This window comes from Pseudooceanicola sp. NS-SX8 (assembly GCF_057380755.1).
In genome coordinates this window covers 3473899-3487738 of record NZ_CM170819.1, presented here as the reverse complement: position 1 = coordinate 3487738, position 13840 = coordinate 3473899, and the positions used below count along the sequence as shown (strand labels likewise).

Here is a 13840-nt window from a genome sequence, read left to right as displayed (position 1 = left end):
CGATGCTTTACTGGCTGACCGCGCTGTCAGATGGCGGTGACCTGTTCAACCTCTTCCGCTACATCACCTTCCGTGCGGGCGGGGCCTTCCTGACGGCGCTGTTCTTCGGCTTCTTCTTCGGGCCGCGCCTGATCAACGTGCTGCGCCGCAGCCAGGGCAAGGGGCAGCCGATCCGCGATGACGGCCCCCAGACCCACCTGGCCAAGGCCGGCACGCCCACCATGGGCGGGCTGCTGATCCTGGCCGCGCTGACCACGGCGACCCTGCTCTGGGCGCGGTGGGACAATGCCTATGTCTGGCTCGTGCTCTTCGTCACGCTCTCCTTCGGCGCCATCGGCTTTGCCGACGACTACGCCAAGGTGTCGAAGCAGAACACCAAGGGCGTCTCGGCCAAGATGCGGCTCGCGCTCGGCTTCCTGATCGCGCTGGTGGCCACGCTCTGGGCCAGCTGGGCCCACCCGGCGGACATGCGCTTTGCCCTGGCCTTCCCCGTCTTCAAGGACGTGCTGCTGCACCTCGGCATCTTCTTCGTGCCCTTCGGCATGTTCGTCATCGTCGGCGCGGCCAACTCGGTCAACCTGACCGACGGGCTTGACGGGCTCGCGATCATGCCGGTCATGATCGCCTCCGGGGCGCTCGGCATCATCGCCTACTTCGTCGGCAACACCACCTTCACCGAATACCTCGGCCTGCACTACGTTCCCGGCACGGGCGAGATCGTGATCTTCGTCGCGGGCCTCATCGGGGCCGGGCTCGGCTTCCTGTGGTACAACGCCCCGCCGGCGGCCGTCTTCATGGGCGACACCGGCTCCCTGGCGCTTGGCGGCGCGCTCGGTGCCATCGCCGTGGCCACCAAGCACGAGATCGTCCTGGGTATCGTCGGCGGCCTCTTCGTGGTCGAGGCGCTCTCGGTTATCATCCAGGTCGCCTACTTCAAGCGCACCGGCAAGCGGGTCTTCCTGATGGCGCCGATCCACCACCACTACGAGAAGAAGGGCTGGGCCGAACCCACCATCGTGATCCGCTTCTGGATCATCTCCCTGATCCTCGCCATCGTCGGCCTCGCCACGCTGAAACTGCGCTGAGGCGTCCGGCGGAAGGTGTGTTGGCACACACCCTACGGAAATTTGCCCTCGTCGCAGCCTTGCGGCGGGGGTATTTGCTTTGGCCGAGGGAGCAGGGGGGGCTTTGCCCCCCGCCGCGCGTGCCGCGCGTCTCCCCCCAGGATATTTGGACGCCAGAAAATGGGAGGGGCGGGGCGCCCCGATGCGACCGGGGTTCGCTTTTGGGTGCTGCACAAGCCATCGGAGAGGCCCCCAGCGTATTTCGTCGGGACGAAGCGGAAAGCCGTGGCCCTGCATAGGCGCCAGGCCAAGGCTTCCCGAAACGCCGCCCGCCCCACCGGCACTGCCCTTCTCCTATTCGATGGCTGAAAATACTCCCGCCGGAGGCCATCGGCCGCAAGGCCGATACCCGTCCCTGGCGCCCTGCGCACGCTCCGTTAACGCCCCCGGTTTTCGCGATGCCGCACTGCCGCGATACCGACGCAATACCGACGTTGCGATTTCGGCCCGAAAGCCCTGTTAACCAAGGCTCCGTCGCCCCGAGTCGCTGCACCGCAGTACCGACGTGGCGTGCGCCGCCTTCATCGCCTTGCAACTTCCCGTGCTCCGGGGGCACTGTCGCGGCCACGCAATGCAGGAGGCGCGCATGATTCCGGTGGATGGGTTCGAAGGGCAGCAGGTGGCCATTCTGGGGCTCGGCCGGTCGGGGCTGGCCGCGGCCAGGGCGCTGCAGGCAGGGGGTGCCCATGTGATCGCCTGGGACGATGGCCCCCGCGCGGCAGAGATCGCGGCGGAGAATGACCTGGAACTGCGCGATCTGACAAAACCCCAGTCTCTCGAAGGGGTTGCCTGTCTCGTGACCTCTCCGGGCATTCCCCATCTCTACCCCCGGCCGCATCCCGTCATCGCCGCGGCGTTGGAGGCAGGCGTGCCGGTCGACAACGACATCGGCCTCTTTTTCCGCTCGCTCGGGCAATCCGACTGGATGAGCTTCGACACGCCACCCAAGGTGGTTGCCGTGACCGGGTCCAACGGCAAATCCACGACCTCCGCGCTCATCGCCCATGTGCTGGCCCATGCCGGACGCGAAGTGCAGCTGGCCGGCAACATCGGCCGGGGCGTGCTGGATATCACCCCGCCGGGCGACGGTGGGGTCGTGGTGCTGGAGCTCAGCTCCTACCAGACCGAACTTGCCCGGTCGCTCACCCCGGATGTCGCTGTTTTCACGAACCTTTCCCCCGATCATCTGGATCGCCACGGCGGCCTTGGCGGCTATTTCGCGGCCAAGCGGAGGCTCTTTGCAGAGGGCGGGCCGGACCGCGCCGTGATCGGCGTGGACGAGGTGGAGGGGCGGTTCCTGGCCAACCAGCTCTCGGAAGGGGCGGTCGATGACCGGGTGATCCGGATCTCGTCGGCGGCCAAGCTCGGCGGGCCCGGCTGGCTGGTCTATGCCCGCAAGGGGTTCCTGTCCGAATACCGCAAGGGGCGGCAGGTTGGGTCGATCGACCTGCGCGAAATCAAGGGCTTGCCCGGGGCGCACAACCATCAGAACGCCTGCGCCGCCTATGCGGTGGCGCGCTCCCTGGGGCTCGCGCCGCGTGTCATCGAACAGGCCTTCCACAGTTTCGCGGGCCTGCCGCACCGCTCGCAGCGGATTGCCGAGGCGGGCGGGGTGACCTTCGTCAACGACAGCAAGGCCACCAATGTCGACAGCGCCGTGCAGGCGCTGAAGGCCTTCCGGAGCATCCGCTGGATCTGCGGCGGGTTGCAGAAGGAAGGTGGGCTGGGCCCGCTGCTGGAGGTCACGCAAGAGATCCGCAAGGCCTATGTCATCGGGCGCGAGGCCGAGGATTTCGCGATGCAGCTCAAAGGGTTGGAGGCAGAGGTCTGCGGCGACATGGCCACCGCCGTTGCCCGCGCCACCGCCGAGGCGGAGCCGGGCGACACGGTGCTTCTGGCCCCCGCCACGGCGAGCTTCGACCAGTACGACAGTTTCGAAAAGCGGGGCGAGGATTTCGCGGCGCAGGTGCGGAAGGTGCTGGCGGAAGGGTAATTGCCGGAGCGAAGGTGGATTTCATCCACCCTACACCCGCCCGGAGGGTGGATGAAATCCACCTTACCTGCCTCATCCGGCCGGGCCTTAACTCGGTCTTACCCGGGCCTTACCCCGCCCGGATGGCCTCCGCCGCGGCCATCGCGCTGGCCCAGGCCCATTGGAAGTTGTACCCGCCCAGCCAGCCTGTCACGTCGACGCATTCACCGATGAAATGCAGCTCCGGCAGGGATTTGGCCGCCATCGTCCGGCTGTCCAGCCCATCGGTGTCCACCCCGCCCAGGGTGACCTCCGCCGTGCGGTAGCCCTCGCTGCCCGAGGGCGTCAGTTGCCAGCCGGTCAGCCGCTCCGCCAGGGCCGCCAGGGCCTTGTCCGACTGGTCCGCCAACCGGCCCGACAGCCCCCACTCGGCGCCCAGATGATCGGCCAGCCGCGCCGGCATCAGCGCGTCCAGGCTCCTGACAAGGCTGCGCTTTCCGCCTTCCGCCCGGGCCGCGCGCAGCACGGCGAAGGGATCGGCGCCGGGCAGCAGGTTCACCTCCACCGCCTCGCCCTCACGCCAGTAGGAAGACGCCTGCAGGACCGACGGGCCCGACAACCCGCGGTGGGTGAAGAGAAGCGCCTCGTCGAAGGCTCGCCCGCTGGTCACCCGCGCCGGCAGGGACAGGCCGGAGATCGCGGCGAAGCGTCCATCCGGGAAGGTCAGCGGCACCAGCCCGGGGCGCGTTTCCGTCACCTTCAGGCCGAACTGGCGCGCGATGTCATAGGCCAGCCCGGTTGCGCCCATCTTCGGGATCGACTTGCCCCCGGTGGCCACCACCAGCCGTGCCGCGCGCACCTGCCGGGCCTGGCCGCGCTCCGACAGCTGCAGGGTAAAGCCCTGCGGCCCGTGGGAAATCTCCTCGACCGAGGTTTCCAGCGCCAGGGTCACACCGGCGGCATCGCAGAGCCCCGTCAGCATCGCCACGATCTGTTTCGCGCTGTCGTCGCAGAAAAGCTGCCCCAGGGTCTTCTCATGCCAGGCGATGCCATGCTCGCTCACCAGGCTGACGAAATCCCACGGCGTGTAGCGGGCCAGGGCGGATTTGCAGAAATGCGGGTTGGCCGACAGGAAGTTGCCCGGCTCCGCACCGCTGTTGGTGAAGTTGCACCGCCCCCCGCCGGAGATGCGGATCTTCTCTCCCGCGCGCCGGGCGTGGTCCACCAGCAGGGTGCGCCCGCCCGCATGTGCCGCGCACATCAGGCCGGCCGCGCCCGCGCCAAGGATGATCGTGTCGAAGTCCATGCCGCCCCCTAGCGCCAGCAGGGGCCACCCTGCAAGCCAAAGCTTCGGCAGGGCACGCCGCCCGGGGGCGGCAAGGCTCCGCCGGCAAGCGGCCGGGAGCGGGCGAAGGCCCTGGCCCCGGAGCCGGGTGCTGCCTTGTTTTCAAGGGCGCCGCCCCCGGAGAACCATGCTTCGGGCGGGTGGGGCCCCGGGGCATAGGCAATGTTTCTGACTGGTCTCATGGGGGGAAACGGGCTACACTTGTCGCAGAGGTCCCGTTCAAGGGACCCGATGAGGCAACAGAGCACCGGGCCAACCCGGGCATCAGGCGGACGTCATGACTGAGATGGTATATGGCGCCATCCCCGTGCGGGATGGTGAACCGGTAATTCCCAAGTGGTGGCGGACAGTGGACAAGCTGTCCCTGGCCTGCATCCTGGGGCTTTTCGCGATCGGCATCCTGCTGGGCTTCGCCGCCTCGCCGCCGCTGGCCGAACGCAACGGCCTGCCGCCCTTCACCTACGTGACGAAACAGGCGATCTTCGGCGCCCTGGCGCTTTCCGCGATGTTCGTCACCTCGATGATGAACCCGGCCACGGTGCGCCGCCTGGCCACCATCGGCTTTGCCTGCGCCTTCGTCGCCATCGCGGCGCTTCCGGTGCTGGGCACCGACTTCGGCAAGGGGGCGATCCGCTGGTATTCCCTCGGCTTCGCCTCGCTTCAGCCCTCGGAATTCCTCAAGCCTGTCTTCGTCGTCGTCGCCGCCTGGATGCTCTCCGCCGCGGCAGAGATCAACGGCCCCCCGGGGCGGCTCTATTCCTTCATCCTCATGGTCACCATCGTCGCCATGCTGGTGATGCAGCCTGACTTCGGCCAGGCCTCCCTGATCCTCTTCGGCTGGGGCGTGATGTACTTCGTGGCCGGCGCGCCGATGACGCTGCTGATCTCCATCGCGGGGGCGGTCGTGCTGGCCGGCACCGTGGCCTACGAAAGCTCCGATCACTTCGCCCGCCGCATCGACGGCTTCCTGGCGCAGGACGTCGATCCGACTTCCCAGCTGGGCTTTGCGGCCAATGCCATCCGCGAAGGCGGCCTCTTCGGCGTCGGCGTGGGGGAGGGCCGGGTGAAGATGTCCCTGCCGGATGCCCATACCGACTTCATCATCGCCGTCGCGGCAGAGGAATACGGGCTGATCCTGGTCGCGGTCATCATCGCGCTCTATGCCACCATCGTGCTGCGCAGCTTCAGTCGCCTGATGAAGGAACGTGATCCCTTCATCCGGCTGGCGGGCACCGGCCTTGCCGCCGTCTTCGGTGTGCAGGCCATGATCAACATGGGCGTCGCCGTGCGCCTTCTGCCGGCCAAGGGCATGACGTTGCCCTTCGTGTCCTACGGCGGCTCCTCCCTGATCGCAGGGGGGATTGCCGTGGGCATGCTGCTGGCCTTTACGCGAACCCGGCCCCAGAACCAGATCGCCGATCTGCTGGCGGGCCGTAACCGATAAGAACCGGAATGAATCTCGACGCGCCTCTCCTTGTCATCGCCGCCGGAGGGACCGGTGGACACATGTTCCCGGCCCAGTCCCTGGCCGAGGAAATGCTCGCCCGTGGCTGGCGGGTGAAACTTTCGACCGACGCCCGCGGGGCGCGCTACTCCGGCGGCTTCCCCAAGGAAGTCGAGGTGGAGCAGCTCTCCTCGGCGACGTTTTCCCGTGGTGGCCTGCTGGCCAAGGCCGTGGTGCCCCTGCGTATTGCCGCCGGTGTCATCGGGGCCACCTTCCGCATGTGGCGTGACCGGCCTACGGCCGTCGTGGGCTTCGGCGGGTATCCGGCGATCCCGGCCATGGCCGCGGCAACCCTGCTGAAGAAGCCGCGCCTGATCCACGAACAGAACGGCGTCCTGGGCCGGGTGAACCAGGTCTTCGCGACCCGGGTCGCCGCCATCGCCTGCGGCACATGGCCGACAGACCTGCCGGAAGGCGTGACCGGCTACCACATCGGCAATCCGGTGCGCGCCGCCGTCCGTGACCGCGCGGGCGCGGGCTACATCGCTCCGGGCGACTACCCGATGTCGGTGCTCGTGATGGGCGGCTCCCAGGGGGCGCGCATCCTCTCCGATATCGTGCCGGCCGCCATCGCCGCACTGCCGGATCACGTCCGCGCCAACATCCGCGTGGCGCAGCAGGCCCGGCCGGAGGATCACGACCGCGTCGCGGCCTTCTACGCCGAACAGGGCATCGATGCGGAGGTGGAACCCTTCTTCCAGGACGTTCCCCGCCGCATGTCCGAGGCGCAGCTGGTCATCACCCGCTCCGGCGCTTCCTCCATCGCCGATCTGTCCGTGATCGGCCGCCCGGCCATCCTCGTGCCCTTCGCCGCTGCCACCGCGGATCACCAGACCGCCAATGCCCGCGGCCTGGTCGAGGCGGGCGCGGCAATCATGATGCCCGAAAGCCAGTTCACCCCGGAAAGCCTGGCGGAGAACATCCAGCTGGTGCTTGACCATCCCCAGGGGGCAGAGCAGATGGCCCGTGCCGCGCTGTCGCTCGGCAAACCCGACGCGGCCCACGATCTGGGCGACATGGTCGAATACATCGTGGCGCAAGCCAGACAGACGAAGAAGGACTGAGCGCATGAATGCTGCCGCCACCAAGCTGCCCACCGACGTCGGCCCGATCCATTTCGTCGGCATCGGCGGCATCGGCATGTCCGGCATCGCCGAAGTGCTGCTGAACCATGGCTACAAGGTGCAGGGGTCCGACCTGAAAAGTTCGCCCATCACCCAGCGTCTGGAAAAGCTCGGGGCAGAGGTCTTCGAAGGCCAGCGGGCCGAGAACCTGGAAAATGCCGAGGTCGTCGTGATCTCCTCCGCGATCAAGCCCGGCAATGCCGAACTGGACGAGGCGCGCCGCCGGGGCCTGCCCGTCGTTCGCCGGGCGGAAATGCTGGCCGAACTGATGCGGCTGAAATCCAACATCGCCGTCGCCGGTACCCACGGCAAGACGACGACCACCACCATGGTCGCGACCCTGCTGGATGCGGGTGGCATCGACCCCACGGTGATCAACGGCGGCATCATCCACGCCTATGGCTCCAACGCGCGGGTCGGCCTGGGCGAATGGATGGTGGTGGAGGCCGACGAAAGCGACGGCACCTTCAACCGTCTGCCCGCGACCATCGCCATCGTCACCAATATCGACCCGGAACACATGGACCACTGGGGCGATTTCGACCGCTTGCGCCAGGGCTTCCTCGATTTCGTGTCGAACATTCCCTTCTACGGCATTGCCGTCTGCTGCACCGACCATGCAGAGGTGCAGGCCCTGGTGGGAAAGATTTCCGATCGCCGCGTCGTCACCTATGGCTTCAACGCCCAGGCAGACGTGCGTGCGGTTAACCTTTCCTACAAGAAGGGCGTGGCACATTTCGACGTGTTGCTGCAGGCCGAAGACACCAAGATCGAAGGCTGCACGCTGCCGATGCCGGGGGATCACAACGTCTCCAACGCGCTTTCCGCCGTTGCCGTCGCCCGCCACCTTGGCATGAAGGCCGACGAAATCCGCACGGCGCTGGCCAACTTCGGTGGCGTGAACAGGCGCTTCACCCGCGTTGGCGAAGTGAACGGCGTGACCATCATCGACGATTACGGCCACCACCCGGTCGAAATCGCCGCCGTGCTGAAGGCCGCGCGCCAGGCAACCGAAGGCCGCGTGATCGCGGTCCACCAGCCGCACCGCTACTCCCGGCTGCATTCGCTGTTCGATGACTTCTGCGCCTGTTTCAACGAGGCGGACGTGGTCGCCATCGCCGAGGTCTACGCCGCCGGCGAAGATCCGATTCCCGGCGCATCGCGGGATGATCTGGTCGCCGGTCTGATCCGTCACGGCCACCGCCACGCCCGGGCCATCACCTCCGAAGAGGATCTGGAACGGCTGGTGCGCGAACAGGCCCATGACGGCGACATGGTCGTCTGCCTCGGGGCGGGGACGATCTCCACCTGGGCCAATCGCCTGCCGGAGCGTCTGTCGAAGTAGCGGCGATCGGGGCGCGGGGAACCCGCGGTGATCGAAAAAGCGGCGGCGATGCTCCGTGGCGGAAGTGGTTGATCTGGCTGGAAAAGCTGAGTGCTTTAGTCAGGAGGCCCGGCGCGCGGGCGTTTCGGGGCGCTGCAAGATGCCCCTGCCTGCGGGGTTTCGAACTGCCGGGTTCAGTGGCGCCTCGCAGGGGAGTTCGCGCTTTCCGGGGCCGGTTCGTGCCGCGTCAGTTGCCTCTGCAGCGGTAGGCGGTATCGTGCCGCCGGCTGCGACTCGGGCTGTCGTGGTGACCTGTATACTGCAGGTAAATGTGAAGAATTTTCTTGTTGCTACAGGACCTTGGGGTTACTCTCTTGCAAAACGGCAACAGGCAGGAATTTTCTTGGAATCGCTCTCGGTAAGTCACGCAGACTGTACCGGCAGGCGGATCCGGACAGAGGAGGCAGCACGATGAGCGAATCGATCATTCTCGCGGCCCTCTGGGGAATTGCGGCCAATATCCTCGCACTGATCCCATCCCGCGATGATCACTGGTCGCGCGCCTACCTGCTCATCGCCTGCGGGATCCCGATCCTCGGTTTCGTCACCATGCAGCACGGCCCCTGGGCGGGGCTGATCGTCCTGCTGGGCGGGATGTCCGTCCTGCGGTGGCCGGTGATCTACCTCACCCGCTGGGTGCGTTCCCGGCTCGACTGACCGATGCTGGACCTCGTGATCGTCTTCCTGCTCCCGCTGTTGATCGGTCTCGTCGTCCTGGTGGTGGCCTTCTCCATGATGCAGGATTTCGATCCGCTGCCCGCACTGGGCTTTCCCGTCGTGGGCGGGATCGACGTGGCGGCGATGCATTTCTTCGGGGTTGGTGGCAGCGTGCCGGGCATGAACCCCAGCCTCATCCCCTATTTCGCCTACATGACCGGCTGGGCGATGCTGGTCTTCGGCGCTGCCGGTTGTCTGCTGGGCTGGCTCTGGTCGCTCTGGCGCGGCTGATCGCGCAGCGCGGCCTTGCCGGGGCAGGGGGCGCTTGCTATCTGCCCCCAAAGGCAATCCAACAAGGCAGGAGCACCAATGGCCCGTCCGGAAGAGATCGAAATCCGCGGGAAGCTGACCCCGCAGGGCGACCTGTCCCGGCTGACCTGGCTGCGTGTCGGCGGGCCTGCCGACTGGCTGTTCCAGCCCGCGGATGAGGCCGACCTCTGCGCCTTCCTCGCGGCCCTGGACCCGGATGTTCCGGTCTTCCCCATGGGCGTCGGCTCCAACCTGATCGTCCGCGATGGCGGCATCCGGGGCGTCGTCATCCGCATGGGGCGCAACTTCAACGGCTTCGAACTGGACGGCCCCCGCGTCATCGCCGGTGCCGCCGCCCCCGACAGCCATGTCGCCCGCAAGGCGGCGGAGGCGGGCATCGACCTGACCTTCCTGCGCACCATCCCCGGCTCCATCGGCGGCGCGGTCAGGATGAACGCGGGATGTTACGGCACCTATACCGCCGACGTGGTGAAGGAGGTGCGCGCCGTCACCCGGCAGGGCACCCCCGTGACCCTGACGCCCGAACAGATGGGCTTTGCCTACCGTCATTCCGACCTGCCCGAGGGCTGGGTGCTGACCTCCGCCGTGCTCGAAGGGCCGGCGGGTGACCCGGCCGAACTCGCAGCACGCATGGATGACCAGCTCGCCCGCCGTGACGCCACCCAGCCGGTGAGGGACCGCTCCGCCGGCTCCACCTTCCGCAATCCGGCGGGGTTCTCCTCCACCGGGCGGGCGGATGACGTGCATGACCTCAAGGCCTGGAAGGTCATCGACGACGCCGGCCTGCGCGGGTTTTCCATCGGCGGCGCCCAGATGTCGGAGAAACACTCCAACTTCATGATCAACACCGGCACGGCCACCGCCCGCGATCTCGAATCCCTTGGCGAAGAGGTTCGAAAAAGGGTTTTTCAAAGCCGGGGAATGGAGTTACACTGGGAAATCATGCGGATCGGCGATGATTTGCCGGGGGTAGACCCGGTCGGGGATGGCCTCGAACGCGCCGCCGAAGATGCTGAAAGCGATTCATAACAATGCCTTAAGGCATGGATGAACGACCGGTCAGGCCCCTTGGGCGCAGCTGGTCAGACGGTGCGGTCTCCGCGCCGACCTGAACGAGAAAAGGGCCGGAAAGGCCCGGGACATTGAGGCACATGGGTTCGTCGAGCAGGGCAAACCCGAAAGTGGCACTCCTGATGGGCGGCCCCTCCTCCGAGAGGGAAGTTTCGCTGTCGTCGGGGCGTGAATGCGCCGCCGCTTTGCGGGAAGAAGGTTTCGAGGTCGTCACCGTGGATGCGGGCGACGACCTTGCCGCGCGTCTGGCGGAGATCGCGCCGGAAGTGGTGTTCAACGCCCTGCATGGCCGCTTCGGCGAAGATGGTTGCGTTCAGGGCATGCTCGAATGGCTGCGCATTCCCTATACCCACTCCGGTGTCCTTGCCTCGGCCCTGGCCATGGACAAGGAAAAGACCAAGGCGAGCTATCGCGCCGCCGGTCTGCCCGTGGTCGATAGCCTGCTGGCCGCCAGGGCCGAGATCCGCGCGCGTCATGTCATGGAACCGCCCTACGTGGTGAAGCCCTACAACGAGGGCTCCTCCGTCGGCGTCTACATCGTACCGGAGGGGGCCAATTCCCCGCCTGACGTGGCAATGGACATGCCCGATGTCCTGATGGTCGAAGCCTATGTCGCCGGGCGGGAGCTGACGGTCTCGGTCCTGGGGGACAAGCCCCTGTGCGTGACCGAAATCCTCACCGATGGCTGGTACGATTACGAAGCCAAGTACGCCCCCGGCGGATCCCGCCATGTCTGCCCGGCAGAGGTCCCCGAGGATATCGCGGCTGCCTGCATGGACTATGCCCTGCGGGCGCACCAGGCGCTTGGCTGTCGCGGCGTGTCGCGGACCGATTTCCGCTGGGATGACAGTCGCGGCCTCGCGGGCCTCGTCCTGCTGGAAACCAATACGCAGCCGGGAATGACGCCGACCTCCCTGTCGCCGGAACATGCCGCGGCCTGCGGCATGTCCTTCGGCGCGCTCTGCCGCTGGCTGGTGGAGGATGCCTCGTGCGACCGTTGAGAGCTTCCCGCCGCCGCGCCGCGCCGCGCCACGATCCCGCGCCCTCGCGCTGGTCCTACCGGCTGCAACGCTTCCTGCTGACGCCGGGCTACCGGCTGGCGCTGCGTATCGTGGTGCCTGCCGTGGTGTGCTTCGGGTCCGTCCATTTCTACATGGCGGACGAAGTGCGGCGCGACAACGTCGTCTCCACCATTCGGGGATGGAAGGAAGACTTCGAGACGATGCCTCAGTTCATGGTCCAGGTGATGGAAATCACCCATGCCTCCCCCGGCACGATCGAGGATATCCGGGAGGTCGCCGATCTGGACCTGCCGCGCTCTTCGTTCAACATCGACCTGGCGGGAATGAAGAAGACGATCGAAAGCCTGCCGTCGGTGGCCGAAGCCTCGCTTCAGCTGCGCGATGGTGGGGTGCTCCGGGTTGCGGTGATCGAACGGGTGCCGGTGGCGATCTGGCGCGGGCCTGACGGGCTCGACCTCGTGGATCCCACGGGCGCGGTGACCGGGGCGGTCTACGAACGCTCCGACCGGCCCGATCTGCCGCTTCTGGCGGGGGCGGGGCAACCGGCCGCCATTCCCGAAGCGCTGGCCCTGATCGCGGCAGCCCGTCCGATCCAGGACCGCGTGCGCGGGCTGGAACGGATCGGCGACCGCCGCTGGGACCTGGTGCTGGATCACGGGCAGCGCATCCTGCTGCCGGAAAAGAAATCGGTCCAGGCGCTGGAACGCGTCCTGGCCCTGGACGAGGCGCAGGAGCTCCTGTCGCGCGACGTGGTCGCGGTGGACATGCGCCTGGCGGATCGTCCGACGCTGCGGCTCAGCGATGGCGCGGTGAAGGACTGGCGCCGGATCCGTGACCTGGTGGTCACGACCGGCAATTGACGTAACGGGCAGGAAAACAACGCAGGACCGGCACGAAACGACCGGCAACGAGAGGCAGCAGGCGGCAAGATGAACATGGAGCTCTATCATTCCCAGCGGGCCATGCGGAACATGCGCAAGGCGGCGATGCAACGCGGGGTCGTGGCGGTGCTGGACGTTGGCACGTCCAAGATCGCCTGCCTGATCCTGCGGTTCGACGGCACCGGTCGTGGCGCGCTGCCGGGCGATGGTGTAGGCTCTCTCGCCGGGCAGGCGGGCTTCCGCGTGATCGGCGCGGCGACCACCCGTTCGCGCGGTGTACGCTTTGGTGAAATCGACGCCATGCCGGAAACCGAACGCGCCATCCGTACCGCCCTGCAGGCGGCGCAGAAGATGGCGAAGGTTCGCGTTGACCACGTGATCGCCTGTTTTGCAGGCGCCGGGCCGCGCAGCTACGGCCTGGCCGGCACGGTGGATGTCGAAGGGGAGCAGGTCTCCGAACAGGACGTCTCCCGCGTGCTGGCGGCCTGCGATCTGCCGGACTACGGTGATGGCCGCGAGGTGCTGCATGCCCACCCGGTGAACTTCGCGCTCGACCACCGCTCGGGCCTGTCGGATCCGCGCGGTCAGATCGGCTCCACTCTCGCCACCGACATGCACATGCTGACGGTGGATGCGGCGGCGATCCAGAACCTTGCCCATTGCGTCAAGCGCTGCGATCTCGAACTCGCCGGCATCGCCTCGTCGGCCTATGTCACCGGCATCTCCTCCCTTGTGGAGGATGAGCAGGAACTCGGCGCGGCCTGCATCGACATGGGCGGCGGCACCACCTCGCTGTCGATCTTCATGAAGAAGCACATGATCTACGCCGATGCGGTGCGCATGGGCGGCGATCACGTGACCGGCGACATCTCCATGGCGCTGCAGATTCCGGCGGCCAATGCAGAACGGCTGAAGACCTTCTATGGCGGTGTCCAGGCCACCGGCATGGACGACCGCGAGCGGATCGAGATCGGCGGCGAGACCGGCGATTACGAACATGACCGCCGCACCTGCACCCGGGCAGAGCTGATCGGGATCATGCGCCCGCGGGTGGAGGAGATCCTTGAAGAGGTGCGTCATTGCCTCGATGCGGCGGGCTTCGACCACATGCCGAACCAGCAGATCGTCCTGACGGGCGGTGCCAGCCAGATTCCCGGCCTCGACGGGCTCGCCTCCAAGATCCTTGGCCAGCAGGTGCGCCTGGGGCGCCCCCTGCGCGTGCATGGCCTGCCGCAGGCTGCAACCGGCCCCGGCTTCGCCTCCGCCGTCGGCATGTGCCTTTTCGCGGCCCATCCGCAGGACGAATGGTGGGACTTCGACCTGCCGCTGGATCGCTACCCCGCGCGGTCTCTCAAACGGGCTGTGCGCTGGTTCCGGGAGAACTGGTAAACGCAAGATAATGTGCTTTCGGCGAAATGCCGCGAAC

The 13840-nt window shown here is 67.1% G+C and carries 12 protein-coding genes; 11 read left to right on the top strand and 1 reads right to left on the bottom strand.

What is annotated here, in order from left to right:
* Positions 1-2: 2 nt before the first annotated feature.
* The gene (gene mraY / locus AC2IR1_RS16015) at positions 3-1085 is read left to right on the top strand and encodes a phospho-N-acetylmuramoyl-pentapeptide-transferase (protein WP_486472971.1); all 1083 of its coding nucleotides are present in this window, start codon (positions 3-5) and stop codon (positions 1083-1085) included.
* A 625-nt stretch (positions 1086-1710) separates the two neighbouring features.
* Positions 1711-3117, top strand: a complete 1407-nt coding sequence (gene murD / locus AC2IR1_RS16010) for a UDP-N-acetylmuramoyl-L-alanine--D-glutamate ligase (RefSeq protein ID WP_486472970.1) — start codon at positions 1711-1713, stop codon at positions 3115-3117.
* 109 nt (positions 3118-3226) lie between these two features.
* Here murD and AC2IR1_RS16005 read toward each other — a convergent pair whose 3' ends face one another.
* Positions 3227-4402, bottom strand: a complete 1176-nt coding sequence (locus tag AC2IR1_RS16005) for a BaiN/RdsA family NAD(P)/FAD-dependent oxidoreductase (RefSeq protein WP_486472969.1) — start codon at positions 4400-4402, stop codon at positions 3227-3229.
* Positions 4403-4718: 316 nt separating this feature from the next.
* Here AC2IR1_RS16005 and ftsW point away from each other — a divergent pair, with 316 nt between their 5' ends.
* The 9 genes from ftsW to ftsA all read left to right on the top strand — a co-directional run bounded on the left by ftsW (position 4719) and on the right by ftsA (position 13803).
* Positions 4719-5885, top strand: a complete 1167-nt coding sequence (gene ftsW, locus AC2IR1_RS16000) for a putative lipid II flippase FtsW (protein ID WP_486472968.1) — start codon at positions 4719-4721, stop codon at positions 5883-5885.
* Between the two features lie 8 nt (positions 5886-5893).
* Positions 5894-7009, top strand: a complete 1116-nt coding sequence (locus AC2IR1_RS15995; RefSeq protein ID WP_486472967.1) for a UDP-N-acetylglucosamine--N-acetylmuramyl-(pentapeptide) pyrophosphoryl-undecaprenol N-acetylglucosamine transferase — start codon at positions 5894-5896, stop codon at positions 7007-7009.
* Between the two features lie 4 nt (positions 7010-7013).
* A complete protein-coding gene (gene murC / locus AC2IR1_RS15990; protein ID WP_486472966.1) occupies positions 7014-8414 on the top strand; it encodes a UDP-N-acetylmuramate--L-alanine ligase in 1401 nt (466 codons plus the stop codon).
* A gap of 450 nt (positions 8415-8864) precedes the next feature.
* Positions 8865-9110: a DUF2484 family protein gene (locus AC2IR1_RS15985; RefSeq protein WP_486472965.1), complete on the top strand. Its 246-nt coding sequence runs from the start codon at positions 8865-8867 to the stop codon at positions 9108-9110.
* Positions 9111-9113: 3 nt separating this feature from the next.
* Positions 9114-9401, top strand: a complete 288-nt coding sequence (locus AC2IR1_RS15980) for a hypothetical protein (RefSeq protein WP_486472964.1) — start codon at positions 9114-9116, stop codon at positions 9399-9401.
* 78 nt (positions 9402-9479) lie between these two features.
* Positions 9480-10469, top strand: a complete 990-nt coding sequence (gene murB / locus AC2IR1_RS15975; protein WP_486472963.1) for a UDP-N-acetylmuramate dehydrogenase — start codon at positions 9480-9482, stop codon at positions 10467-10469.
* A 122-nt stretch (positions 10470-10591) separates the two neighbouring features.
* Positions 10592-11512, top strand: coding sequence for a D-alanine--D-alanine ligase (locus AC2IR1_RS15970; protein WP_486472962.1), 921 nt, complete (start codon positions 10592-10594; stop codon positions 11510-11512).
* A complete protein-coding gene (locus tag AC2IR1_RS15965) occupies positions 11500-12393 on the top strand; it encodes a cell division protein FtsQ/DivIB (RefSeq protein ID WP_486472961.1) in 894 nt (297 codons plus the stop codon). The genes AC2IR1_RS15970 and AC2IR1_RS15965 overlap by 13 nt, the downstream gene beginning before the upstream one ends.
* A 102-nt stretch (positions 12394-12495) precedes the next feature.
* Positions 12496-13803: a cell division protein FtsA gene (gene ftsA, locus AC2IR1_RS15960; RefSeq protein WP_486476427.1), complete on the top strand. Its 1308-nt coding sequence runs from the start codon at positions 12496-12498 to the stop codon at positions 13801-13803.
* Positions 13804-13840 lie beyond the last annotated feature (37 nt).